This window comes from Phenylobacterium sp. (genome assembly GCF_019636135.1).
GTDB lineage: Bacteria > Pseudomonadota > Alphaproteobacteria > Caulobacterales > Caulobacteraceae > Phenylobacterium.
The window spans coordinates 86,856-109,522 of the sequence record NZ_JAHBYD010000008.1; the positions used below are offsets into that span (position 1 = coordinate 86,856).

The following is a 22,667-nucleotide window of genomic DNA, read 5'->3' on the forward strand; positions in this document are numbered from 1 at the left end:
GCAGAACTCCCGCCCGTTGGCGACTCCGCTCCGGCTGTTTTCTGGCTCGATTCTCAACTTGGCGTGGATCGGGCGCGGCAAGCGCCTGTGGGGGAATCGCCGAAGCTCAGAGCTTCTCGCTGATCCTGATCGCCGCGCGGCAGCCCGCGCCGATGACGGCCGAGAGCAGGCCGTAGCCGGGGGCCTCGCGGGCGCCCGCCTCGACGGCGTGGTCGCGGTGGGCCAGTTCGTCGTCGCGGAACCTGGTGAGCTCGGCGGCGAGGCCGGGGTCGCGCTCGGCCAGCTCGGCGATCTGGTCGGCGTAGTGGCCCTCGATCACCGTCTCGACGGCCTCGGTGCAGGCGTGGGCGGCCTTCTCGCCCAGCAGCGCCGTGCCGGCGCCCAGCGCGAAGCCGGCGATCCGCCAGAGCGGCGTCAGCGCCGTCGGGCGCACCCGGCGCTCGGTCAGCAGCTTGTCGAAGCGGGCGAGGTGCTCGGCCTCCTGCGCCTCCATCTCGGCGAAGTGGCCGGCGAGCGCCTGCTGGCCGCGGGCGCGTTCGAGCACGGCGCGCTGGCCGCGGTAGATCTGCACGGCGGCGAGCTCGCCGGCGTGGTCGACCCGCAGGATCTCGGCGAGGCGGGCGCGGCTGGCGCCACGGCCGGGGCGCGGCGGGACGGGCTTGCTGCTCATCGCTTGGCCTGCTCGCGCAGGGCGGCCAGGGCCGAGAGCCCGGCCAGGCCCAGGGAGATCACCGCGTTCCAGCCCGCCATGGAGAGGCCGGCGAACACCCAGGCGGCCTCGTCGCAGGCCGGCGGCCGGACCTTCGCGCCGTTCAGGAAGGCGGCCATGTCGGCGGCGCTGACGCCGGTGGCGCCGGTCGCCGCACAGCCCTGCGGCCCCGGCCAGAACTTCCACTCCGCGCCCGCGTGGTAGACGGCGACGCCGCAGCCCGCCAGGAACGCGAGCGCCAGCACCCAGCAGGTGAGCGCCCGCCAGCGCGGCCCGCCCGGCATGCGGATCAGCACCATGAAGGCGGCCGCAAGCCCCAGGATCGTCCAGTAGACCTCGCGCTGGCGCAGGCACAGCGTGCAGGGTGCCAGGCCGCCGAAGGTCTCGAAGGCGTGGGCGATGGCCAGCATCGCCGCGGCGGCGACCAGCGCGCAGAGCCGCCAGCGGTCGAGGAAGGGACGAAGCGCGTTCATCGGCGCGCCGTTATGGACCGGAAAGCGAGGCTATAAAAAGACTTTGATGGCGAGGATGCCGCCGACGATCAGGGCCAGCAGCAGGACCGAGTAGAGGTTCAGGCGCTTCTCGAACTCGTGGAGCATGGCCGGGCCGAAGTACTTCAGGATCGCCGCGACGGCGAAGAAGCGGATCCCGCGCGTGATCACCGACAGCACGACGAACAGCGCCAGGTTGAAGTGGGCGAAGCCGGCGGTGATCGTCACCAGCTTGTAGGGGATGGGCGTCGCGCCCTTGATGAGGATGACCCAGCCGCCCCACTGGTCGAACCAGCGCTGGAACTCGGCCTTGCCCTCGGGGTGGCCGAAGACGTTCAGGATGAACTGGCCCACCGGCTCCAGGAAGATGCCGATCGCATAGCCGAGGAGGCCGCCCAGCACGGACGCGGCGGTGCAGATGCCGGCGTAGAAGAACGCCTTGTCGCGGTTGGCCAGCACCATGGGCGCCAGCATCACGTCGGGCGGGATCGGGAAGAACGAGCTCTCGGCGAAGGAGACGGCGGCCAGCGAGGCCGGGGCGTGCCGCGAGCGGGCCAGGCCCATCACCCACTCGTACAACTTGCGGAACATGCGTCATCCAGCCGGAGATTCGGGCGCCCTGCCTAGCAGCGGCCGGCCCGGCTGTCGCGCGACCCTTCTTCCGCACGGACGTCACCGTCGCAGCGCTATCGGAAACTGGTTTCATATGATACCATTTCGCGCTTCCGAGGGAGACCGCCATGAACGACGTGAAGAGCCCCGCCCCGTCCGCCGACAGCGCCGGCCGCGACCTGTTCGACAATCCGCTGGGCACCGACGGCTTCGAGTTCGTGGAGTTCACCTCGCCCGAGCCCGAGCGGCTGAAGGACCTGTTCGAGAAGATGGGCTTCACGGCGGTGGCGCGTCACCGCTCGAAGAACGTGCTGCGCTTCCGCCAGGGCGACATCAACTTCATCCTCAACATGGAGCCGGCCGGCCAGGCCGCCGACTTCCGCGCAGCCCACGGCCCGTCGGCCAACGCCATGGCCTTCCGCGTCCGCGACGCCGCCAGGGCCTTCGAGCTGGCCGTCGCGCGCGGCGCGAAGCCGGTCGTGGGCCCGGTCGGGGCGATGGAACTGAACATCCCGGCGATCGAGGGGATCGGCGGCTCGAACCTCTATCTCGTCGACCGCTACGGCGCGCAGGAGATCTACGACGTCGACTTCGTCCCGATCCCGGGCGCGGACGAGATGGTCGGGAAGAACGCGCGCGGCCTGACCTACCTCGACCACCTGACGCACAACGTCCACCGCGGCAACATGGCCACCTGGGCCGAGTTCTACGAGAGGATCTTCAACTTCCGGGAGATCCGGTACTTCGACATCGAGGGCAAGCAGACGGCGCTCGTCTCGAAGGCCATGACCAGCCCGGACGGCAAGATCCGCATCCCGCTGAACGAGAGCCAGGACGAGCACTCGCAGATCGAGGAATTCCTCAAGGACTACAAGGGCGAGGGCATCCAGCACATCGCGCTCGGCACGAACGACATCTACGAGTCCGTCGAGACGATGCGCGACCGCGGCGTGGTCTTCCAGGACACCATCGACACCTATTTCGACGGCATCGACGCGCGCCTGCCGGGCCACGGCGAGAACGTGAACCGCCTGCGCGCCGACCGCATCCTGATCGACGGCGCGCCCAGCGAGGGCCAGGGCCTGCTGCTGCAGATCTTCACCGAGAACATGATCGGCCCGATCTTCTTCGAGCTGATCCAGCGCAAGGGCAACGAGGGCTTCGGCGAGGGCAACTTCAAGGCCCTGTTCGAGTCGATCGAGCTGGACCAGATCCGCCGCGGCGTGCTGCCCGCGAAGGGCTGACGCGATGGGCGAGCCAGTTCCTCTTCCTCGGGGGAGGTGTCGGCCCAGCCGACGGGCCTGGAGCTTCAACACCGAGGGCACGCGCCGCGCCCGGATCGCCGACGGCGAACCGCCCGCGGTCGGCCCCTGCAAGGACGAGGCCTGAGATGGCGAAGGGTGACTGGATCCCGGTGCGGGGCGCGCAGGGCATGCATTCGCGGCAGGCCCACGCCGACATGCCCGAAGGCACGTACGAGCGCGAGATGTCGAAGGAGGGGTTCTTCGGCCCCGCCGCCTTCCTCTACCACCCGCGCCCGCCGACCGGCTGGACCAGCTTCGAGGGCCCGCTGCGCCCGCGCGCCTTCGACCTCGCCCGGCTGAACGCGGCCGAGCCGTCGCCGTGGGCGGCGGGCGTCGTGTTGCAGAACGCCGCCATCGAGGTGCGCTTCTGGAAGCTGGCCCACGCCATGCCCGCCCTGGCGCGCAACGCCGATGGCGACCAACTGCTGTTCGTCCACCAGGGGACCGGCGACCTCTTCACCGACTTCGGCCGCATCGCCTATGCGGCGGGCGACTACCTCTACCTGCCGCGGGGCACGATGTGGCGGCTCGCGCCCACTGAGCCCACCGCGATCCTGATGATCCAGGCCACCAACACCCACTACAAGCTGCCCGACCGCGGCCTGATGGGGCCGCACGCGCTGTTCGACCCGGCGATGCTGGACACGCCGGCGATGGACGAGGCCTTCCGCGCGCACCAGGCCGAGCCCGGCGAGGTGCGGGTCGAGGTGAAGAAGCGAGGGCAGGTCTCGACGGTGACCTATCCCTACAACCCGCTGGACGCCGTCGGCTGGCACGGCGAGCTCGCGCCGGTGCGGCTCAACGTGAAGGACATCCGCCCGGTGGTGAGCCACCGCTACCACCTGCCGCCCAGCGTGCATTCGACCTTCGTCAGCGACCGCTTCGTCGTCTGCACCTTCGCGCCCAGGCCCTTCGAGACCGATCCGGGCGCGCTGAAGATCCCGTTCTTCCACAACAACGACGACTACGACGAGGTGCTGTTCTACCACGCCGGCGACTTCTTCAGCCGCGACCACATCGAGGCCGGCATGATGACCTTCCATCCCTCGGGCTTCACCCACGGGCCGCACCCGAAGGCGCTGAAGAACATGCTGACCCAGCCCAAGCCCGCCACCGACGAGTACGCGGTGATGATCGACACCCGCGACCCGCTGGACGTGGGTGACGCGGCCGCCTCTGTCGAGAACCCCGCCTACGTCGACAGCTGGAAGGGCTCGTGAGCCTGGACGAAGACCTGGCGGCCGCGGCCGAGGACGAACTGGACCGGGCGCTCACCCTGGGCTGGCCGGCGCTGGCCAAGGTCACGCCCTGGGGCGACACTTTCGACGGGTTCACGCCGGATGGACGCGATGTCTGTTTCGAACGCGCCTACATGTGGGAAGGTGAGCCCGGCGGCGACATCCGCGTCGAGATCATGGTCTACGAATCGAAGGCCTATGAAGCCGGCGTGAAGCGCGTGCGAACGATAACAAGGGACGGGAACGAAGGATGAAGCTGGCGTCGCTCAAAGGGGGCCGCGACGGCCGCCTCGTGGTCGTGTCGAACGACCTCGCCTGGTACTCGCCGGCGGACCGGATCGCGCTCACCCTGCAGGCGGCGCTGGACGACTGGGCGCGCTGCGAGCCGGAGCTGCGGGGCCTGGCCGAGAGCCTGGAGCACGACTCGGTGCCCAAGGCCCGGTTCCGCGAGCACGAGGCGATGAGCCCGCTGCCGCGCGCCTACCAGTGGGCCGACGGCTCGGCCTACGTGAACCACGTGGCCCTGGTGCGGCAGGCCCGCGCGGCCGACATGCCCGAGAGCTTCTGGAACGACCCCCTGATGTACCAGGGCGGCTCGGACGGGTTCCTCGGCCCGCGCGATCCCATCCCGCTCGCCGACGAGGCCTGGGGCTGCGACATGGAGGGCGAGATCGCGGTGGTGACCGGTGACGTGCCGCTGGGCGCGAGCCGCGAGGCGGCGCTGGCGGCCATCCGGCTGGTGATGCTGTGCAACGACGTCTCCCTGCGCAACCTGATCCCGGGCGAACTGGCCAAGAGCTTCGGCTTCTTCCAGTCCAAGCCCGCCTCGGCCTTTTCGCCGGTGGCGGTGACGCCCGATGCGCTCCCGAACTTCAAGGACGGCAAGCTGCACGGGAAGCTGGAGGTCGAGCTCAACGGCAAGCCGCTGGGCGAGGCCGACGCCGGCGTCGACATGACCTTCGACTTCGGGACCCTGATCGCCCACGCCGCCAAGACCCGCGCACTCGGCGCCGGCACGATCGTCGGCTCGGGCACGGTCTCCAACCGCGACGCCGACGGCGGCCCCGGCAAGCCCATCGACCAGGGCGGGGTCGGCTACTCATGCCTCGCCGAGGTCCGGACGGTCGAGACCATCCTCGGCGGCAAGCCGGTGACGCCGTTCATGAAGGCGGGCGACGTGGTGCGCATCCAGATGGTCGATGCGAAACGCCACTCGATCTTCGGCGCCATCGAGCAGGAAGTGGCCGGGCCGTGACCCTTCTTCGCCAAGGCTCCGAAGGGCGAACCCTGCGAAGCCCGGAGGGCGAAGGCGGGCTGAAGCTCGACAGCTACCTGCCGTATCGCCTGTCGGTGGCGTCGAACGCGGTGTCGGGGCTGATCGCGCGGGCCTACGAGGACCGCTTCGGCCTGACGGTGCCGCAGTGGCGGCTGATCTGCGTGCTGGCGGAGGGCGGCGGGCTGACCCAGGTGCAGATCGTCGCGCGCACGGTGATGGACAAGGTGACGGTGAGCCGCGCCGCCCAGGGGCTGGCGAAGCGCCGCCTCATCGGGCGTTCGGAGAACACCGCCGACGGCCGCAGCCACGTCCTGGCGCTGACCGGCGAGGGCCGGAGCCTGCACGCCGAGATCGCGCCTTTAGCCCTGGCCTATGAAGCGGCCCTCATCGCCGGCCTCGCGCCGGGGGAGGTGGCGCTGCTGAAGCGCCTGCTCGGCCGGCTGCAATCGGCCGCCGGCCAGTTGGCGGGCGACGGCGCGCCGCCGCAGATTTCGGGCTAGACCATTCGGCGCTCAGGTCGGTCCGAGGCCGGGAAACCGAATGGTCTAATCCTGAGCGAAGGTCTTGAGCCTTCGACGGTTCAAGCGAACCGCCGATTGCTCCAGGGCGGCACGATTTCAAGCATCGAACGATGCTCCAATGCATGCTATCGTCAAGGCATGCGAACCACTCTTGCGATAGACGAGGATCTGCTGGCGCGGGCTCAGGCCTATACGGGCGTGCGTGAGAAGTCGGCGCTGATTCGGGAAGCGCTGAAGGCGCTGATCGAGCGTGAGAGCGCGCGTCGCCTGGCGAGGCTTGGCGGCAGCGAGCCTGACCTTGAACTCGCGCCGCGCCGCCGGTCGGCGTGACCCTGGTCGACACCTCGATCTGGGTCGAACACCTCAAGGTCGGCAGCGTCGAGCTTGCACGCCTCCTGGACGAGGGTCGGGTGCTTGGCCATCCGTTCGTGATCGGCGAACTGGCGCTGGGTGGTTTGCGCGGCCGCGACCGCGTGCTCAGGTCGATGACCGAGTTGCCTCAGGCCGTCGTGGCCACGCACGACGAGGTCATGTCGATGATCGACAGGCGCCGCCTGTGGGGGCGTGGCGTCGGCTTCGTCGACGCACATCTCCTCGCGGCCGCCGCGCTCAGCGGCGCGGAGCTCTGGACGCAGGATCGCGGCTTGGCGGCCTTGGCGGGCGACCTGGGTCTCGGGCGGGCCTGAGGCTCTACGCCGCGAGCGCTTCGAGGGTCCGGACGCCCCACCGGTGCGAGCCTTCGCCGAACGGGAGGTGGAAGCCGTAGGCGGCGCGCTTGCGCTCGTCCTTCCACGTCTCCTCGAAGGAGAAGATCACCTGCAGTTGCAGGTCCTCGGGGATCTGACGGACGTCGTGGCCGAGGTTCCGGGCCACTTGCTCGATGACTATCGTCCGGTGCGCTTCGCCGCCGAGCGATAGAAGGGCCTCACGGACGCGCCGGCACAGGGTTTGTTTGACCTTGATGGTCTTCTTGGCCGGGGCGGCGTCCAGGGCGGTTTCCTGCTGGTTCTGCATGGCAGGAGACAGCTTTCACGCCACTGATTTACGGCCCCGTTAAAGCGCACGGAAAAAGAGAGGTTAACGCAACTGGCGGTGGAAGGCCTCAGCCGGCCCCCAGCGCCACCGCCGCGTGGTAGACCGCGAACGAGGCCAGGTAGGCGAGGGTGACCATGTAGCCGAACATCACGGCGGTCCAACCCCAGGAGTTGGTCTCGCGCTTCACGACGCCCAGGGTGGCCACGCACTGCGGCGCGAAGATGTACCAGGCCAGGAACGAGAGGCCCGTCGCCAGCGACCAGCTATGCGCCAGCGTCACGCCCAGCGCCGTGGCGTTCGCCTCGGCGTCGCCCACGGCGTAGACGGTGCCCAGCGCCGCCACCGCCACCTCGCGCGCCGCGAAGCCGGGGATCAGGGCGACCACCATCTGCCAGTTGAAGCCGATGGGGGCGAACAGCGGCTGGATCGCGTGGCCGATCATGCCGGCGAAGCTGTAGTCGATGGCCGGGCCCGTGGCGCCGGCCGGCGCCGACGGGAAGGTCGACAGCACCCAGACCAGCACCATGAGCGGCAAGATGATCCGGCCCGCGCGGCTCAGGAAGATCTGGGCGCGCTGCAGGACGTTTCGCGCCACGCTCTCGGCCGACGGCAGCTTGTAGGTCGGCAGCTCCATCAGGAACGGCTCGACCGCGCCGCGCCAGAACACCTTGCGGATCACGAACGAGACGACGAGCGCGCTCACGACCCCGGACGCGAACAGGCCAAACATCACCAGGCCCTGGAGGTTGAAGCCGGGGCCGACGGTCCTGTCCGGAATGAAGGCGCCGATGATCAGGGTGTAGACCGGAATCCGCGCCGAACAGGTCATCAGCGGCGCCACCAGGATGGTCGTCATCCGGTCGCGCTTCTGGTCGATCACCCGCGCCGACATGATCCCCGGGATCGCGCAGGCGAAGGACGAGAACAGCGGGATGAAGGCCCGGCCGTGCAGCCCGGTCACGCCCATGATGCGGTCCATCAGGAACGCGGCGCGGGCCATGTAGCCGAAATCCTCGAGCAGGATGATGAAGAAGAACAGCACCAGGATCTGCGGCAGGAAGACGAGCACCGAGCCCACGCCCGCGAACAGGCCGTCGACCACCAGGCTGCGCAGCAGGTCGCCGGGGATCAGCCGGCCCACCTCGGCGCCCAGCCAGGCGACGCCCGCCTCGATGGCGTCGGCCGGCGGGCCGGCCCAACTGAACACCGCCTGGAAGACCAGGAACATCACGGCGCCCAGGATCAGGAGGCCGGCGAGGGGATGCAGCAGCACCGCGTCGACCTTCGCGGTGAAGGTGTCGGGCCGCTCGGGCGGGCGGACGTAGGCCTTCAGGATCCGCTGCGCCTCGCGGTGCGCGCCCCGGATCTCGGCGGCGGACGGCTCGTGCCAGGTGTTGTCGGTCGAGAGCGCGCCGGAGGCCACGAGTTCGTCGACCTTGGCGGTCAACTCCTCGATCCCGCGCTTGCGGGTGGCCACGGTCGTGACGATCGGGCAGCCCAGTTCCTGCTGCAGGCCCTCGAGGTCGATCCGCAGGCCCTGGCGCTGGGCGATGTCGTACATGTTGAGCGCCAGGACCATCGGCCGCCCGACCGCCTTCAGCTCCAGGATCAGCCGCAGCACGAGGCGCAGGTTCGTGGCGTCGGCCACCGCCACCACCACGTCGGGCTCCTCCTCGCCGGCCAGCCGGCCCAGCACGGCGTCGCGGGTGACGGCCTCGTCGGGGCTGCGCGCGCGCAGCGAATAGGTGCCCGGCAGGTCCAGCACCGACAGCGTCCGGCCGGCGGCGGTGGTGACCGTGCCTTCCTTCCGCTCGACCGTGACGCCGGCGTAGTTGGCCACCTTCTGGCGGCTGCCGGTCAGGGCGTTGAAGAGGGCGGTCTTGCCGGTGTTGGGGTTGCCGACCAGCGCCACGCGCGCCGGGCGGATGACGGCGTCGCTCATCGTGCGGCCGTGTCCAGGCGCACCCACACGTCCTCGGCGTCACGGCGCCGCAGCGCGATGCGCATGTCGTCCAGCCGCACGGCGATGGGATCCTTCCAGATCGCGCCCTCGTGCAGCAGCTCGAACCGCGCGCCCTCCACGAAGCCGAACTCCAGCAGCCGCCGCTCCAGCTCGTGGACATCGACCCCGTGCTCGCGGGCATGGTCGGCGCGGACTTCCACGATCACGCCGCGGTCGCCGGGCCTCGCCACGGACAGCCGGGTGCTGCCCGCCAGGGCCTCGTCGGCTTGCGCCCGCGCTTCGGCGGCCAGGTCGTGCATGCGAAAAGAGTCCCGGCGCTCGCGAAGGTTTGCGAACGATTATCAACTAAGGCCGGGGCCGCCCCGGCGCAAGGCTCGCGTTGCCCAGGTCCGACCGTTCGGAACCTGAGACCCTGCTGATCGGGGGAATGCGCGACCGGCGCCCGCAGCGGCGTTCGGGACGTGGATCTCCTGACCTGACTCCGAGCTTGCCCAGCGCGAGCGATCGACTAAGACGACCTCGTCGGCCCCTTTGGCGGAATTGGTAGACGCAGAGCACTCAAAATGCTCCGCCCAAAAGGCGTCCCGGTTCGAGCCCGGGAGGGGGCACCACATCGGACGTCGACCGGGCGCACGGCGCACCCGTCGGCGGAACGCCATAGACCCTCGGCCCGGCCGCCCGCGCCACCTGCATCCTCGCCGGGCGCGGCGGGTCAGGTGGCTTCGTAGAGGGTGACCACGCAGGCGCCGCCGAGGCCGAGGTTGTGCTGCAGGGCCAGCTTCGCCGCCTCGACCTGCCGCGCACCGGCGCGGCCGCGGAGCTGCTGGACCAGCTCGAAGCACTGCGCGAGGCCGGTGGCGCCGAGGGGGTGGCCCTTGGCCAGCAGGCCGCCGGACGGGTTCACCACGTGGCGGCCCCCATAGCTGTTGTCGCCATCCTCGACCATCCGCTCCGCGCCGCCGGCCGCGGCCAGGCCCAGGCCCTCGTAGCTGAGGATCTCGTTGGCCGTGAAGCAGTCGTGCAGCTCCACCACGCGCACGTCGCCGGGCGCGACGCCCGAGGCTTCGTAGACGGCCTCCGCCGCGCGGCGGGTCAGCCCCACGCCGACGGCGGCGGTCATGTCGCCGGCGAAGCTGTCGGCCCGGTCGGTGGTCATGGCCTGAGCCCGGATGCGCACCGCGCCGGAAAGGCCGCGTCGCCGCGCGAAGGCCTCGGAGACCACGACCGCCGCCGCGGCGCCACAGGTGGGCGGGCAACACTGCAGGCGCGTGAGCAGGGGCGCGAACATCATCGGGCTCGCCAGCACGGCCTCGACGCTGAGGGGGTCGCGGAAGACGGCGTTGGGGTTGTTCGCGGCGTGGGTCCGGGCCTTCACGGCCACCTTGGCGAAGGTCTCGGCCCTGGCGCCATAGGTTTCGGCGTAGTCGCGCGCCGCCCCGCCGAAGAGCCGCAGGGCGATGGGCGCGTCGCTGGCGCCATGGCGGCGGTCCGCCACCTCGAGGAACGGGTCCAGCGGGCTCGGCCGGTCGCCGAACGCCTCGGCGATGGCCCCGGCCGGCATCTGCTCGAAGCCCAGCGCCAGGACGCAGTCCGCGGCCCCGCCCGCCACCGCCTGGCGGGCCAGGAAGAGGGCGGTGGAGCCGGTGGAGCAGTTGTTGTTGACGTTGATCACCGGCACGCCGGTCAGGCCCACCTCGTAGGCGGCGCGCTGCCCGCTGGTGGAGTCGCCGTAGACGTAGCCGGCGTAGACCTGCTGGATGTCGGCGTAGGCGATGTCGGCGTCGGCCAGGGCCTGGCGGGCGGGCTCGGCGGCCATCTCCGTGTAGGGCGCCGCGCGCCTGGGCGTGGCGAACGGGGTCATGCCGACCCCGGCGACGAGGGCGTGGTCGACGGCCATCAGGCAGGGACCCGGTGGAACCAGGGCTGGGCGCGTTCGAGCTGGCCGGCCAGGCGGAAGAGGGTCGCCTCCCCGCCGCCGCGGGCCGCGAACTGCACGCCGACCGGCAGGCCGTCGTCGGTCCAGGCCAGGGGCACGCTCATCGCCGGCTGGCCGCCGACGTTGAACGGCTGGGTGTTGGGGATGAACGAGTAGAGCCGCTCGGCGTAGTCGGAGAGGTCGGCGGCGTTCATGTCGATGCTGCCCTTGGGGACCGGCGGCTTGGCGTTGGTCGCCAGGAGCAGGACGTCGTAGCGCTCGAAGAAGGCGGCGAGCTGGCGGCTGAGCGCATGCAGGTGCTGGATCGCCTGGGCGACCTGGACCCCGCTGAACGCCAGGCCGTTCTGGTAGATCAGCCAGGTGAGGGTCTCGACCTCTTCCGGCCGGATCGGCGCGCCGCGCCGGGCCGCTTCGTTCTCCAGGTTGGCGGCGGTGGCGGCCGAGACCGCGGTGTTGCCGTGCAGCGCCATCTGCTGGAAGTCGACGTCGGGCGTGGCCTCCTCCACGTGGTGGCCGAGGGCGGCGCAGAGCGTCGCGGCGTCGCGCACGGCCTTCACGTTCTCGGGCATCAGCTCGCCCCAGGCCAGGGCGGCGGTGGTGAAGCCGATCCGCAGCCTGCCGGGGTCGCGGCCGACCTCGGCGAGGAAGGGCGTCTGCGGCGGGTCCAGCCAGTAGGGGTCGCCGGGTTGCGGCTGGCAGGCGATGTCCAGCAGGACCGCGCTGTCGCGCACCGAGCGGGTGAGGGCGTGCTGGACGGACAGGCCGCCCCAGCCTTCTCCGGCGGGCGCCAGCGAGACGCGGCCGCGCGAAGGCTTCAGGCCGAACAGGCCGCAGCAGGAGGCGGGGGTGCGGATCGAGCCTCCCCCGTCGCTGCCGTGGGCCGCCGGCACGATGCCGGACGCGACCGCCGCCGCCGCCCCGCCGGACGAGCCGCCCGGGGTGTGGCCGTGGTTCCAGGGGTTCAGGGTCGGGCCGTAGGACACCGGCTCGGTCACCGTGGCGATGCCGAACTCCGGGGTGTTGGTCTTGCCGAACAGCACGAGCCCGGCCCGGCGGTAGGCGGCGACGATGGCGCTGTCGGCGGCGGCGGGGGCCGCGTGCTTGAACAGCCGTGCGCCCGCGCCCGTCGTGACGCCCTTCATGTGGACCGAGATGTCCTTGATCGGATAGGGCACGCCCCTCAGCGGCCCCTCCGGAAGGCCTGCGGCGATGGCGGCGCGGGCTTCCTCGTCCAGGTCGACGATCACCGCGTTCAGCGTCGGATTGACCTCGGCCATCCGCGCCTGGGCCGCGTCCAGCAGCTCCCCGGGGGTCACCTCCCTGCGGGCCACCAGTTCGGCCAGGCCCACGGCGTCATGACGGCGATAGTCTTCGAAATTCACGGCGACTCCGGGGTTGGGGCGGGCTTGGCGGCCAGGGATGCGGCGGACGGCTCGATGCGCCACGCGCCGGGCGAGAGGCGGGCGGCGCGCGCGTCCAGCCGGCGGCGGATGATGCCGTGGCGGCGCGCGTCGATCGGGAAGGTCATGAACATCACCGCGCCGGCGAGCATGAACGGCAGCGGGCCCAGGCAGTAGACGTACTTCAGCGCCCGCAGCGCCTCGGCGTCGTTGCCGCCCTTGGCCGAGAAGCCGAGGCTTTCGAGCAGCGGCAGGGTGACGCCGATGGCGACGGCGGGCGAGATCTGCTGGAAGAAGGCCCAGACGCCGAAGAACAGGCCGCCGCGCGCCTCGCCGGTCTTCAGGGCGTCGTAGTCGATGATGTCGCCCATGATGCCGAGCGGCAGGGTCAGGAAGGCGGCGCTGGTCAGGCCGCACAGCGACATCAGCCCCACGAACAGCCAGCCGTCGCCGGCCTGCATCTGCATGGCGACGACGCCGCTCAGCGACATGGCGATGAACAGCGAGATCCCCGCCGCGCGATGCTTGCCGATCCGCCTGGCGATCCGCACCCAGAGCGGCACGCCCACGAGCACGGATCCGAACGAGGCCAGCAGCACGGGCCCGATCACCTCGGGCTGCTTCAGGTAGTGGGAGATGAAGAAGACCAGGGTGGCGTTGGCGATGCTCGCGCCGATGTTCAGGACCACGTAGGCGACGCAGAGGAGGCGGAACGGCTTGTTGCGGAAAAGCGTGCTCAGGGTCTTCGCCCAGGGGGAGGGCGCGTGCGGCGCGGCCGGCGGCTCGGGGATGAAGCGCAGCGCCGCCCAGACCGTGAGCGGAGTCATCGCGATCACGATCCAGCCCATCACCGACATGGTGAAGCGATCGACGGCATGGCCGTACAGGCCGGTGACGGCGGGCACGGCCGACGCGATCACGATCCCGAGGACGTTCGCCGCCTCGCGGAATCCCGCGATCTTCGAGCGGCCGTGATAGCTCTCAACCACCTCCGCGCCCCAGGCCGAGAAGGCCAGCCCCAGCATCGACGCGCCCAGGTAGATCACGCTGGTGGCCACCAGGAGATGGACGCCGGTGGCGTTGAGCGGCGGCATGAAGACCATCCAGGCGCCCAGCATCACGATGGGCGTGGCCGCCACCATCCAGGGCTTGCGCCGGCCCCAGCGGGACCGGGTCATGTCGGACAGCCGCCCGAGGCCGGGGTCGATGCCCATGTCGAACAGGCGGGAGACCAGCAGGAAGCCGCCCACCGCCGACAGGCTGACGCCGAGTTCCTGGGCGTAGAAGGCCGGAAGCAGCGCCGTCAGCGGGACGAACAGGAACGCCATGGGAATGGCGGGGAGGGCATAGATCGCCATCCGCCAGGCGGCCATCTCGCGCCCCGGCCCCGGCCCCGGCCCTGGACCTGCGGGCCTACGCGCCATTGAAGGACGGCCGGCGGCGCTCGTGGAAGGCGCGCACGCCCTCCAGGCCGTCCTCGGTGCCGAAGGAGCGCACGATGCTGGCCGCCTCCGACGCCAGGTGGTCGGAATAGTCGGCCTGCGGCGCGTCGCGCAGGAGCCGCCGCGCGGTGGCGTAGGCGGTGGTGGGGCCGGCCGCCAGTTCCACCGCGAGCGCCCGCGCGCGGCTGGCGACGGCGTCGTCGGGCGTGACCTCGGTGACCATCCCGAGGTTCAGCGCCTCGGCGGCCGAGAGGGTCCGGTTGAGCAGGGTGAGCTCGACCGCGCGCCGCAGGCCCACCAGTCGCGGCAGCAGCCAGCTCGTGCCGCCGTCGGGGGTGAGCCCGGAACGGGTGTAGGCCATCACGAAACGTGCGCCCTCGCCGGCCACCACGAGGTCGGCGATCAGCGCCAGGCCCAGGCCGGCGCCGGCCGCCGCGCCATGCACCGCCGAGATCACCGGCGCGTGGAACGTGCAGATCCGTTCGAGCGCGGCGTGGAGGTCCTGGATCAGGCCGCCCACATAGTGCGCGGCGCCGCGGTCCTGCCGGGCGAAGCTCGCCAGGTCGCCGCCGGCGCAGAACATCTTCCCGGCGCCCTCGATCACCAGGGCCCGGACCGAACGGTCGCCGTGCAGCCCCTCCATCGCCGCCAGCAGGGCGGCGGCCAGGGCGGCGTCGATGGAGTTGCCCGCGTCGGGCCGGTTCAGGGTGACGACGGCCACGGCGCCCTCGCGCCGGACGAGCACCGGTGGGGCCCCGCCCGCGCCGGCCAGGGGATCGCGCGCTTGGCTCATAGGGACCTGCCGATGATCTCTTTCATGATTTCGTTGGAGCCCCCGTAGATCCGGGAGATCCGGCTATCGAGCCAAAGCCGCGAGATCTCGTACTCGAGCATGTAGCCGTAGCCGCCGTGCAGTTGCAGGCAGGCGTCGACGATCCTGTTCTGCTGCTCGGTGGTCCGCAGCTTCAGCATGGCCGCCTCCTCGGCGGTCAGCCGGCCGGCCATGAACTTCATGAGGCAGCGCTCCAGGAACACCCGGCAGACCATGGCCTCGGTCTGGCACTCGGCCAGGCGGAAGCGGCTGTTCTGGAAGTCGATCACCCGCTGGCCGAACGCCTTGCGCTCGGCGGTGTAGGCGATGGTGCGGGCGAGCGCGGTCTCTATGGTGGCCACCGCGCCCACCGCGGTCATCAGCCGCTCCTCGACCAGGCGGGCCATGAGCTGCGCGAAGCCACGGCCCTCCACGCCGCCGAGAAGGGCCGAGGCGGGCACGCGGGCCTCGTCGAAGAACAGCTCCGTCGTATCGGCCGACCATTGGCCGAGCTTTTCCAGCGGCTCGCCATGCGCGAAGCCCGCGAGGCCGGCGGTCTCCACCAGGAACAGGCTGATGCCGCCCTCGGTCTGGGCGGCCAGCACGATCAGGTCGGCGCAGGCGCCGTTGGAGATGAAGGTCTTGTGTCCGGTGACGACATACTCGTCGCCGTCCCGGCGCGCCCGCGTGGTCATGCCGCGCAGGTCGCTGCCGCCGCCGGGCTCGGTCATGGCGATGGCGCCGATCCATTCGCCCGCGGCCATCCGGGGCAGGACGCGGGCCTTCTGCGCCGCGTCGCCGTAGAGTTCGACATAGGGCGCGACCACGTCGTTGTGCAGCGACATCATCGGCCCGACGACGCCGGCGCGGACCTGCTCCTCCATCAGCGCCACCGAGAACAGGATGTCGGCGCCCTGGCCGCCGTAGGCCTCGGGCTGGCGGAAGCACAGCAGGCCCAGTTCGCCGGCGCGGCGCCAGGCGCTGCGCGGCGCCATGCCCGCCTCTTCCCAGGCTTCCCGGTTGGGGACGCACTCGGCCTGCAGGAACCGCCGCGCCATGTCGCGGAACATCTCGTGCTCCGGCTGGAACGGCAGGATGGTGACGGGCGCGCGATCGCCCGGAGCGGAGGGGGGCGCGGTCACAGCGAGCGTCCGATCAGGTCTTTCATGATCTCGTTCGTGCCGCCGGCGATCCGGCCGAGGCGCGCATCCGCCCAGCGCCGGGCGATCGGGTATTCCTTCATGTAGCCGTAGCCGCCGAAGATCTGCAGGCAGTCGTCCAGCACCTCGCAGGCCTTCTCGGTGGTCCACCACTTGGCCATGGCCCCGTCGCGGGCGTCGAAGCGGCCCTCGATGAAGAGGTCGATGCAGCGCTCCAGATAGGCGCGCCCGAGGGTCGCGGTCGTCCGGCATTCCGCCAGCTTGAAGCGGGCGTCCTGATGGTCGATCAGCCGCTGGCCGAAGACCTTGCGCGTCTTGGCGTACGCCACCGCCTCGTCGACGCCGCACTCCATCTGGGCGACCGCCGACATGGCCATGATCAGCCGCTCTTCCGGCAGCCGCTGCATGAGCTGGTAGAAGCCGCGGCCCTCCTCGCCGCCCAGCAGGTTGGCCACGGGCACGCGGACGTTGTCGAAGAACAGCTCGGACGTGTCCTGCGCCTTGCAGCCGACCTTCTTCAGGTTGCGCCCCAGCGTGAAGCCCTCGGCGTCCGCGGTCTCCAGGATCAGGAGGCTGACGCCGCGCGATCCGGCGTCGGGATCCGTCTTGGCGGCCACCACGATCAGGTCGGCCACCTGCGCGTTCGAGATGAAGGTCTTCTGGCCGCTCAGCAGGTAGTGGTCGCCGTCGCGCACGGCGCGGGTGCGGATGGCCTGCAGGTCGCTGCCGGCGCCGGGCTCGGTCATGGCGATGGCCGAGACGAGCTCGCCGGTCGCCATCCGCGACAGGTAGCGCGCCTTCTGGTCGTCGGTGCCGTAGAGCTCGATGTAGGGGACGATGATGTCGGAGTGCAGGTAGAAGGCGAGTTCGCTGAACCCGGCCCGCGTCTGCTCCTCGATGATCACCAGGCCATGGTAGGCGTCGCCGCCGCCGCCGCCCCATTCGGCGCCCAGCTTGGGGCACAACAGGCCCAGTTCCCCGGCCCTGGTCCAGACGTCGCGCGGGACCTTGCAGTCCTTCTGCCACGCCTCGCGATGCGGGACGCACTCGCGCGTCACGAACCGGCGCACGCCCTCGCGGAAGATCTCGTGTTCGGGGGTGTAGTGGGGTGACTCGATCATACGCTGCTCCGGAGGCGGCGGGCCCGCGCGGGACGCGGACCCGTTCCGCGCCGATCAGAACCTCGCCCGGGCCTCGAGACCATAGGTCCGCCCGACGTTGACCCCGCGCGCGGTGACGGTGATCACCTTGGTTCCGCCGCCCAGGATGAGTTCGTCCGTCAGGTTCTTGCCCCACAGATAGAGGCCCCAGCGGTCGGTCTGCACGCCCACGCGGGCGTTCAACTGGGTGTTCACCCGCTGGCGCAGATCCCGCGAGTTGGCCGTGTCGGTGTAGATGTAGTCCATGTGGATCAGCTCGCCGCGGACGACGCCCGACAGCTTGTCGGTCAGGGGCCGTTCGTACTGGGCCGCGAGCGTGCCGGTCAGCCGCGGCGCGCCGGTCAGGCGATTGCCGTCGAAGTCGATCCCCAGGCCGCCGGCGTTCTTGAAGCTCGTGTACTTGGCGTCGAGCACGCCGACCGAGCCGGTGATCTCCAGCCCGGCGAGCGGCAGGGCCGCGAACTCCACCTCGGCGCCCTTCACCCGGGCCTCGCCGGCGTTGGAGATCAGGAACGAGATCCCCGTGTTCACCCGCTCCTGCTTGTTGCTGTAGTCCAGGTAGAAGACGGCGGTGTTGACGCTGAGGCGGCCGTCCAGCCATCGGCCCTTGAGGCCGGCCTCGTAGTTGTTGACGTACTCGGGCGCGAAGTCGAACGAGGCCGGCGGCGTGTTCGGCGGCGGCGAGATCACGTCGGCCTGGAAGCCGCCGGCCTTGTAGCCGCGGCTGTACTTCACATAGCCCACCTGGTTCGGGGTGAACTTGTAGGAGAGGCTCAGGTCTCCGGTCCAGACGCCCTCGGACAGGTCGTCGGTGCGGGGCGGGACCGGCAGGGCGAAGGCGTAGATGAGGCCGTTGGTCACCCGCGGGTGGACCTGGGCGTAGAAGAGGTTCTTCTTCTCGTGGGTGTAGCGCAGGCCGCCCTGCAGCCGCAGCGAGTCGCTGAGGTCGTAGGTGATCGAGCCGAACGCGGCGTAGCTCTTCTCGTTGATGACCGCCGCCTGCAGGGCGGTTTCCCGGAAGTTGGCAGGCAGCGGCGGCAGGCCGAACAGCGGCGAGGGGAACTGCGATCCGAGCTGGATATTGTAGAGGCTGTTGACCTTCTCCTGGTAGAAGTAGGCCCCGGCGATCCAGGAGAACGGACCCGGCGCGGTCGAGGTCAGGCGCACCTCCTGGCTGGAGATCACCCCGTCCTCGGCGCGCCCCACGCTGAACTCGTCCAGCCGCAGGCCGTCGGAATCGTCCTGGAACGAGGACGTGTATTTGCGATAGGCGGCGATCGCCGTCAGGCGCGCGAAGGGCAGCTCGTAGTCGGCCCGCGCCGCGCCGCCCCACACCTTGCGCTCGCCGGCGATCGGGGCGTCCAGGTCGACCTTGCGCTTCTTCGGATCGGGCTGCGGCTGGGCGTTGAACGGCGGGAACGGCAGCGGCACGTAGCTCACCGTCTGCAGGGCCTCGGAGCCCTCCTGCTGGTAGTAGTCGGCGCTGAAGTCGAGGGTCAGGCCGTCCACGGGCGTGACGATCACCCGGGCGCGGCCGCCATAGCCGTCGTAGCTGTTGATGTCCTTGCCGGTGAAGCGGTTCTCGATATAGCCGTCGCGGCTCTTGTGCAGGCCGGAGACCAGGGCCGTCACCTTGCCCGGCACGATCGGGCCCGAAACGGTGAGCGTCTCCTGGTTGAAGTCGAGGTTGCCGTAGAGCACGGCGGCCTCGCCCTTGAACTCGTCGGTGGGCTTCTGGGTGATCACGTTGATCGTCCCGCCGATGGTGTTCTTGCCGTAGAGGGTGCCCTGCGGCCCGCGCAGCACCTCCACGCGGGCGACCCCGTCGAAGGGCACGTTGAACGCCCGGTCGCGCCCCTGGAACACCTCGTCCACGTAGACGCCCACCGCGGGTGCGAAGCCGGGCGAGCCGCCGCTCTGCGAGGACACGCCGCGGATGGTGAAGTTGGGGAACAGCGAGCTTCCCGTGGCGAGCACGTTGGGCAGCCGGGCGCCCAGGTCGCTCAGCGTCACCAGGGTCTGGTTCTGCAACTGCTGCTGGGAGACCGAGGAGATGGCGATCGGCACGTCGATGATGCGCTCCTCGCGCTTCTGGGCGGTGACCACCACGTCCTCGACGGTGGTCGACTCGGCGCTCCCGCCGGCCTGTGCGACGGCGGCGGCCGGCGCGGCCCCGACGGCGACGGCGACGATGGTCGAGGCCAGCAATCCCTGACGGACGCTCGCGGTGGCGGCTTGGATCGACATCATGGTTCCCCTTCGGATGGCGCCCCTGTCCGCGTGCCTTGCGCATCGTCGGACTTCGCGCCACGCCCTATGGGACACGCGGGCCGGCCGGACCCGCCAATCGCCGGCCACATGGCGGGTCGGGCCGGGGCCGGTGTCTCCAGGGGGAAGGCCTTGGAGGCTGCGGGAGGACGAGCATGGAGATCGGCGACTGGCGGGCGACCGCGGAGCTGGGCGAGGTCTACCGCGCGGCGCGCGAGCTGGGCCTGGAGACCAACATCGCCGAACTGGAGGCCTTCGGCTTCACCATCGTGGAGCCCGAGAAGGCCGCGCCGGCCGGCTTCACCGACCGCATGCTGGAGGCCGTCCTGGCCCTCGAGGCGCGCGAGGCGCCCGAGGTCGTCGACATGATGAACCGGCCGCAGGCCGAGCGGCCCGTGTACGGGCGCAGCCTGTTCCGCCTGCCGGCCAAGGACGCGGTGTTCGCCGAAGCCTGCATCAGCCCGGTGGCGCTGACGCTGGCCAAGTACATGACCGGCGCCTCGAACCACATCTACAACTCCGCCGCGCTGCTCAAGCGTGGCCGGGCCGGCGTCACCCGCATGCACTGCGACTCGGTCGGCTTCCCGCCGCCGCTCCCGCCCTACGGCGCGACCTGCAATGCGAGCTGGATCCTCACCGACTACACGCGCGAGACCGGCACCTTCTTCCTGGTGCCGGGCAGCCACCGCTACTGCCGCCAACCCGGGCCGATGGACCTGCCCGAGGTCATGGGCGGGCCGAACGACGACGAGATCGGCATCCCGCTGGTCGCCAGGCCGGGTTCGCTGTTCGTCTTCAGCGGCAACCTCTGGCACGGCACCTACCCCAAGGAGGACGAGGCCCTGCGGGTGCATTGCGCCATCATGTACGCGCGCAACTACGTCTTCCCGGGCGAGAGCTTCGCCGACATCCCCGACGCCTGGGTCGAGCAGCATGGTCCGGAGTTCGCCCGCCTGGTCGGCCGCAACGCCTGGCAGGGCTACGGCGACGAAGGCCCCAACGTCATGAACCTCGCCAAGGTCCAGCGCGCCACCGTGACGCCGTCGGCCTGATCAGCCGGCCTTCACGGGCGCGCGGAAGGGCTCCTCGCCCTCGGCGTAGCTGTTCTTCACGCTGCCGTGGATGCCGCTGGGGTCGACGGGCAGGCCGTAGACCTCCATGCAGTGGCTGTGCTGCAACTGGTGCAGGGCGAACGCGGTCTGCATCGCCGAATGCCGGCCCTGGGCGTCCTGGGCGGAGTTCACCGCCAGCTTCGCCATGCGGGTCGCGAAGGTCGGCTGGCGGGCGATCTTGCGGGCCAGTTCCAGCGCCGCCTCGGGCAGCTCGGCGCGCGGGACCACCTTGTTGACCATCCCGAGCTGGCGGGCCTCCTCGGCGCCGATCGGCTCGCCGGTCAGCAGCATCTCCTTGGCCTTGCGCGGGTTCATCTCCCAGGGGTGGGCGAACCACTCGACCCCGGCGATGCCCATGGCCACGGTCACCTCGACGAACTGGGCGTCGTCGCTGGCCACGATCAGGTCGCACGGCCAGCAGAGCAGGAGCCCGCCCGAGACGCACTTGCCCTGCACCGCGGCGATGGTGACCTTCGGGATGTTGCGCCAGCGCTCGGAGAGGCCGGTGTACAGCTCCTCCTCGCGCGACATGCGCCCTTCGGCGCCCGGACGCCGGTGCTGCTGGTAGGGCGTGACCGGCGTGTACTGGTCCTGGTGGTCGTGGTGGTCCGTCTCGCGGATGTCGTGGCCCGACGAGAAGTGCTTGCCGTTGGCGGCCAGGATGATCACCCGCACGTCGTCCTCGCGCGCGGCGCGGTCGAAGCAGGCGTTCAGTTCGTAGAGGAACTGGGTGTCCTGGGCGTTGGCGGCCTCGGGGCGGTTCATGACGATGCGCGCGATGCCGGGCTCGGGCTTCTCGTAGATCATGAAGTCGGTCATGGGGGGCCTCCGCGGGCTGCGGTTCGTCAGGCGGTGATGTCGGCGAGGTCGTTGTGGATGGCGTAGAGCTCGGGCGGCGCCTTGCTGCCGTCCCCGGTGCGCTTGATCTTGCCGCTCTCCAGGCCGCCCTGCATCTGCCTCTGGTATTCCTCCTGCGTGTCCGGGCCCAGCTTCATCCGCGCGAAGGGCAGGATGAAGTCGTAGTCGGTGACCGTCTTCATATCCACTGCGTCGCTCTCGCCGTAGGCGAAGTCGAAGCGGCCGGGGGTGATGCGGCAGTGCCAGGCGATGACGCCGCTGCCGTCCCTGTCCAGGTGCCTGGGCACGCCCGTGAACACCTCGCAGACGCTGAAGTCGAAGCCGGGCGGCGCCGTCTGGGCGTAGGCTTCGAACTTGGCGCGCAGCGCCGCGAACCACTCGGGGCCGGCGAATTCGACTTTGCTCATGGACCTCAACCGTATTGCGACTGGTAGGCGGCGCGGACGAGCGCCATGTTCTCGAGCTTCGGGCCTTCGGCGTGGTAGCCCTGCCAGGCGTTCTTCCCGACGAGCCGCGCGAGCTCCGGCCCGTAGGGCGCGATGACCTCGTCGGCGATGTCGGCGTAGTTCTCGGCCGGGTTCACGTAGTTGCGGCAGAAGGCGATGGCCACGTGGGCCCGCACCTCCTCGGTGACCTTCGGATAGGTGCAGTGCCAGGTGTTGCCGGTGAAGACGGCCAGCGAGCCGGGCCTGGCGTTCACCGGCGTCACCATGGCGTCGTCCATGGCCCCGCCGATGAACTTCGGCTGCTCCATCTCGGTGGGGTGGCGGCAGTAGCGGTGGCTGCCGGGCACCATGCCGAGCGTCCCGGTCTCGGCCGCGTAGTCGGTGAGGATCCAGCTCACGTTGCAGACGCTGCCGTAGTGCGGCAGCGGCGTGGGCACGCCGACCGAGTCGCAGTGCATCGGCGTCGAGCGCGCCGTGCCCTCCTTGACGAAGGCCACCAGCCCCGAAAGCCGATAGCTCATGCCCATCAGGTAGCTGGCCATGGTCCGCACCGCGGGGTTCATCACGCCCTCGATGAACACCGGATCGCGCTCCATCAGGTGGAAGAGCTGGCGGCCGAAGGCGGGCTTCTCGGCGTCGGCGTGCTTGTTGAGCTCGACGGCCTGGTCGTCCTCCTGCCGGGCGGCCTCCATCAGCTTCTCGAGCATGCGCCCGGCGAAGCCGGGGGACGCGCCGGTCTTCTCGGGCTCGATCACCGTGAAGCCGAAGGTCTCCAGCTCGGCGATGTTGGCCTCGAGGCCCAGTTCGCGGGCTTTCCGGTAGGTCCCGGCCATGCCGGCCATCGACTTCCAGTCCAGGATTTCCATCGCAGCTCACCTCCCGCGGGACGCGCCGTCCGGGCGCCTCCGGTTCATAAGGACACCGC

Annotated in this window: 24 protein-coding genes and 1 tRNA gene; 9 read left to right on the forward strand and 16 right to left on the reverse strand. The window is 70.5% G+C overall.

Annotated elements, in window-relative coordinates:
• Positions 1-106 precede the first annotated feature (106 nt).
• Genes KF737_RS07670 through KF737_RS07680 form a run of 3 tightly spaced genes read right to left on the reverse strand, consistent with a single transcriptional unit; the run spans position 107 to position 1,791 of the window.
• Positions 107-670, reverse strand: coding sequence for a demethoxyubiquinone hydroxylase family protein (locus tag KF737_RS07670; protein ID WP_296452451.1), 564 nt, complete (start codon positions 668-670; stop codon positions 107-109).
• Complete coding sequence (locus KF737_RS07675; protein ID WP_296452454.1) at positions 667-1,182, reverse strand: disulfide bond formation protein B; 516 nt, start codon at positions 1,180-1,182, stop codon at positions 667-669. The genes KF737_RS07670 and KF737_RS07675 overlap by 4 nt, the downstream gene beginning before the upstream one ends.
• A gap of 30 nt (positions 1,183-1,212) precedes the next feature.
• Entirely contained in the window at positions 1,213-1,791 is a 579-nt protein-coding gene (locus tag KF737_RS07680) for a YqaA family protein (protein ID WP_296452457.1), read from the reverse strand.
• A 149-nt stretch (positions 1,792-1,940) separates the two neighbouring features.
• On the opposite strand from KF737_RS07680, the gene hppD reads away from it, so the two are divergent.
• From hppD to KF737_RS07715, 7 genes are all read left to right on the forward strand, one after another.
• On the forward strand, positions 1,941-3,056 hold the full coding sequence (gene hppD, locus KF737_RS07685; protein ID WP_296452460.1) for a 4-hydroxyphenylpyruvate dioxygenase: 1,116 nt from the start codon (positions 1,941-1,943) through the stop codon (positions 3,054-3,056).
• 146 nt (positions 3,057-3,202) lie between these two features.
• Entirely contained in the window at positions 3,203-4,336 is a 1,134-nt protein-coding gene (locus KF737_RS07690; protein ID WP_296452462.1) for a homogentisate 1,2-dioxygenase, read from the forward strand.
• The gene (locus KF737_RS07695) at positions 4,333-4,608 is read left to right on the forward strand and encodes a hypothetical protein (protein WP_296452465.1); all 276 of its coding nucleotides are present in this window, start codon (positions 4,333-4,335) and stop codon (positions 4,606-4,608) included. Before KF737_RS07690 ends, KF737_RS07695 begins: the two co-directional genes overlap by 4 nt.
• Positions 4,605-5,609, forward strand: coding sequence for a fumarylacetoacetate hydrolase family protein (locus tag KF737_RS07700; RefSeq protein ID WP_296452468.1), 1,005 nt, complete (start codon positions 4,605-4,607; stop codon positions 5,607-5,609). The genes KF737_RS07695 and KF737_RS07700 overlap by 4 nt, the downstream gene beginning before the upstream one ends.
• A 32-nt stretch (positions 5,610-5,641) precedes the next feature.
• A complete protein-coding gene (locus KF737_RS07705) occupies positions 5,642-6,130 on the forward strand; it encodes a MarR family winged helix-turn-helix transcriptional regulator (RefSeq protein ID WP_296452641.1) in 489 nt (162 codons plus the stop codon).
• A gap of 159 nt (positions 6,131-6,289) precedes the next feature.
• On the forward strand, positions 6,290-6,481 hold the full coding sequence (locus KF737_RS07710; protein ID WP_296452471.1) for a type II toxin-antitoxin system VapB family antitoxin: 192 nt from the start codon (positions 6,290-6,292) through the stop codon (positions 6,479-6,481).
• Complete coding sequence (locus tag KF737_RS07715) at positions 6,478-6,837, forward strand: PIN domain-containing protein (RefSeq protein ID WP_296452474.1); 360 nt, start codon at positions 6,478-6,480, stop codon at positions 6,835-6,837. The genes KF737_RS07710 and KF737_RS07715 overlap by 4 nt, the downstream gene beginning before the upstream one ends.
• A 4-nt stretch (positions 6,838-6,841) precedes the next feature.
• Here the strand turns inward: KF737_RS07715 and KF737_RS07720 are convergent, their stop codons facing one another.
• The 3 genes from KF737_RS07720 to KF737_RS07730 form a co-directional block, all read right to left on the reverse strand.
• The gene (locus tag KF737_RS07720; protein WP_296452477.1) at positions 6,842-7,165 is read right to left on the reverse strand and encodes a hypothetical protein; all 324 of its coding nucleotides are present in this window, start codon (positions 7,163-7,165) and stop codon (positions 6,842-6,844) included.
• Between the two features lie 88 nt (positions 7,166-7,253).
• Positions 7,254-9,128: a ferrous iron transporter B gene (locus KF737_RS07725; RefSeq protein WP_296452483.1), complete on the reverse strand. Its 1,875-nt coding sequence runs from the start codon at positions 9,126-9,128 to the stop codon at positions 7,254-7,256.
• Entirely contained in the window at positions 9,125-9,448 is a 324-nt protein-coding gene (locus KF737_RS07730) for a FeoA family protein (protein WP_296452486.1), read from the reverse strand. The genes KF737_RS07725 and KF737_RS07730 overlap by 4 nt, the downstream gene beginning before the upstream one ends.
• 226 nt (positions 9,449-9,674) lie before the next feature.
• Here KF737_RS07730 and KF737_RS07735 point away from each other — a divergent pair.
• Positions 9,675-9,760, forward strand: a tRNA-Leu gene (locus KF737_RS07735).
• Positions 9,761-9,861: 101 nt separating this feature from the next.
• On the opposite strand, the gene KF737_RS07740 is transcribed toward KF737_RS07735, so the two are convergent.
• The 7 genes from KF737_RS07740 to KF737_RS07770 are packed head-to-tail and all read right to left on the reverse strand — an operon-like array spanning position 9,862 to position 19,305.
• Positions 9,862-11,046 (reverse strand): lipid-transfer protein, encoded by a 1,185-nt coding sequence (locus KF737_RS07740; RefSeq protein WP_296452489.1) that lies wholly within the window; start codon positions 11,044-11,046, stop codon positions 9,862-9,864.
• Positions 11,046-12,467, reverse strand: a complete 1,422-nt coding sequence (locus KF737_RS07745; protein ID WP_296452492.1) for an amidase — start codon at positions 12,465-12,467, stop codon at positions 11,046-11,048. Before KF737_RS07745 ends, KF737_RS07740 begins: the two co-directional genes overlap by 1 nt.
• Complete coding sequence (locus KF737_RS07750) at positions 12,464-13,858, reverse strand: MFS transporter (RefSeq protein ID WP_296452495.1); 1,395 nt, start codon at positions 13,856-13,858, stop codon at positions 12,464-12,466. The genes KF737_RS07745 and KF737_RS07750 overlap by 4 nt, the downstream gene beginning before the upstream one ends.
• A gap of 40 nt (positions 13,859-13,898) precedes the next feature.
• Positions 13,899-14,720, reverse strand: coding sequence for an enoyl-CoA hydratase-related protein (locus tag KF737_RS07755; protein WP_296452498.1), 822 nt, complete (start codon positions 14,718-14,720; stop codon positions 13,899-13,901).
• Positions 14,717-15,880: an acyl-CoA dehydrogenase family protein gene (locus tag KF737_RS07760; RefSeq protein ID WP_296452501.1), complete on the reverse strand. Its 1,164-nt coding sequence runs from the start codon at positions 15,878-15,880 to the stop codon at positions 14,717-14,719. Before KF737_RS07760 ends, KF737_RS07755 begins: the two co-directional genes overlap by 4 nt.
• Positions 15,877-17,019 (reverse strand): acyl-CoA dehydrogenase family protein, encoded by a 1,143-nt coding sequence (locus KF737_RS07765; protein WP_296452504.1) that lies wholly within the window; start codon positions 17,017-17,019, stop codon positions 15,877-15,879. Before KF737_RS07765 ends, KF737_RS07760 begins: the two co-directional genes overlap by 4 nt.
• 54 nt (positions 17,020-17,073) lie before the next feature.
• Positions 17,074-19,305 (reverse strand): TonB-dependent receptor, encoded by a 2,232-nt coding sequence (locus KF737_RS07770; protein ID WP_296452507.1) that lies wholly within the window; start codon positions 19,303-19,305, stop codon positions 17,074-17,076.
• Between the two features lie 176 nt (positions 19,306-19,481).
• Between KF737_RS07770 and KF737_RS07775 the strand changes: the two genes are divergently transcribed.
• On the forward strand, positions 19,482-20,378 hold the full coding sequence (locus tag KF737_RS07775; protein WP_296452510.1) for a phytanoyl-CoA dioxygenase family protein: 897 nt from the start codon (positions 19,482-19,484) through the stop codon (positions 20,376-20,378).
• On the opposite strand, the gene KF737_RS07780 is transcribed toward KF737_RS07775, so the two are convergent.
• From KF737_RS07780 to KF737_RS07790, 3 genes are read right to left on the reverse strand one after another with little or no spacing between them, the layout of a single operon-like run.
• A complete protein-coding gene (locus tag KF737_RS07780) occupies positions 20,379-21,257 on the reverse strand; it encodes an enoyl-CoA hydratase (RefSeq protein ID WP_296452513.1) in 879 nt (292 codons plus the stop codon).
• A gap of 26 nt (positions 21,258-21,283) precedes the next feature.
• On the reverse strand, positions 21,284-21,703 hold the full coding sequence (locus KF737_RS07785) for a hypothetical protein (RefSeq protein ID WP_296452514.1): 420 nt from the start codon (positions 21,701-21,703) through the stop codon (positions 21,284-21,286).
• Between the two features lie 5 nt (positions 21,704-21,708).
• Entirely contained in the window at positions 21,709-22,608 is a 900-nt protein-coding gene (locus tag KF737_RS07790; RefSeq protein ID WP_296452517.1) for a phytanoyl-CoA dioxygenase family protein, read from the reverse strand.
• Between the last annotated feature and the right edge of the window lie 59 nt (positions 22,609-22,667).

Coding starts and splice junctions, on each gene's coding strand:
- KF737_RS07670 (WP_296452451.1), bottom strand. CDS start 670: ATGAGCAGCAAGCCCGTCCCGCCGCGCCCCGGCCGTGGCGCCAGCCGC.
- KF737_RS07675 (WP_296452454.1), bottom strand. CDS start 1,182: ATGAACGCGCTTCGTCCCTTCCTCGACCGCTGGCGGCTCTGCGCGCTG.
- KF737_RS07680 (WP_296452457.1), bottom strand. CDS start 1,791: ATGTTCCGCAAGTTGTACGAGTGGGTGATGGGCCTGGCCCGCTCGCGG.
- hppD (WP_296452460.1), top strand. CDS start 1,941: ATGAACGACGTGAAGAGCCCCGCCCCGTCCGCCGACAGCGCCGGCCGC.
- KF737_RS07690 (WP_296452462.1), top strand. CDS start 3,203: ATGGCGAAGGGTGACTGGATCCCGGTGCGGGGCGCGCAGGGCATGCAT.
- KF737_RS07700 (WP_296452468.1), top strand. CDS start 4,605: ATGAAGCTGGCGTCGCTCAAAGGGGGCCGCGACGGCCGCCTCGTGGTC.
- KF737_RS07710 (WP_296452471.1), top strand. CDS start 6,290: ATGCGAACCACTCTTGCGATAGACGAGGATCTGCTGGCGCGGGCTCAG.
- KF737_RS07720 (WP_296452477.1), bottom strand. CDS start 7,165: ATGCAGAACCAGCAGGAAACCGCCCTGGACGCCGCCCCGGCCAAGAAG.
- KF737_RS07725 (WP_296452483.1), bottom strand. CDS start 9,128: ATGAGCGACGCCGTCATCCGCCCGGCGCGCGTGGCGCTGGTCGGCAAC.
- KF737_RS07730 (WP_296452486.1), bottom strand. CDS start 9,448: ATGCACGACCTGGCCGCCGAAGCGCGGGCGCAAGCCGACGAGGCCCTG.
- KF737_RS07740 (WP_296452489.1), bottom strand. CDS start 11,046: ATGGCCGTCGACCACGCCCTCGTCGCCGGGGTCGGCATGACCCCGTTC.
- KF737_RS07750 (WP_296452495.1), bottom strand. CDS start 13,858: ATGGCCGCCTGGCGGATGGCGATCTATGCCCTCCCCGCCATTCCCATG.
- KF737_RS07755 (WP_296452498.1), bottom strand. CDS start 14,720: ATGAGCCAAGCGCGCGATCCCCTGGCCGGCGCGGGCGGGGCCCCACCG.
- KF737_RS07765 (WP_296452504.1), bottom strand. CDS start 17,019: ATGATCGAGTCACCCCACTACACCCCCGAACACGAGATCTTCCGCGAG.
- KF737_RS07770 (WP_296452507.1), bottom strand. CDS start 19,305: ATGTCGATCCAAGCCGCCACCGCGAGCGTCCGTCAGGGATTGCTGGCC.
- KF737_RS07775 (WP_296452510.1), top strand. CDS start 19,482: ATGGAGATCGGCGACTGGCGGGCGACCGCGGAGCTGGGCGAGGTCTAC.
- KF737_RS07780 (WP_296452513.1), bottom strand. CDS start 21,257: ATGACCGACTTCATGATCTACGAGAAGCCCGAGCCCGGCATCGCGCGC.
- KF737_RS07785 (WP_296452514.1), bottom strand. CDS start 21,703: ATGAGCAAAGTCGAATTCGCCGGCCCCGAGTGGTTCGCGGCGCTGCGC.
- KF737_RS07790 (WP_296452517.1), bottom strand. CDS start 22,608: ATGGAAATCCTGGACTGGAAGTCGATGGCCGGCATGGCCGGGACCTAC.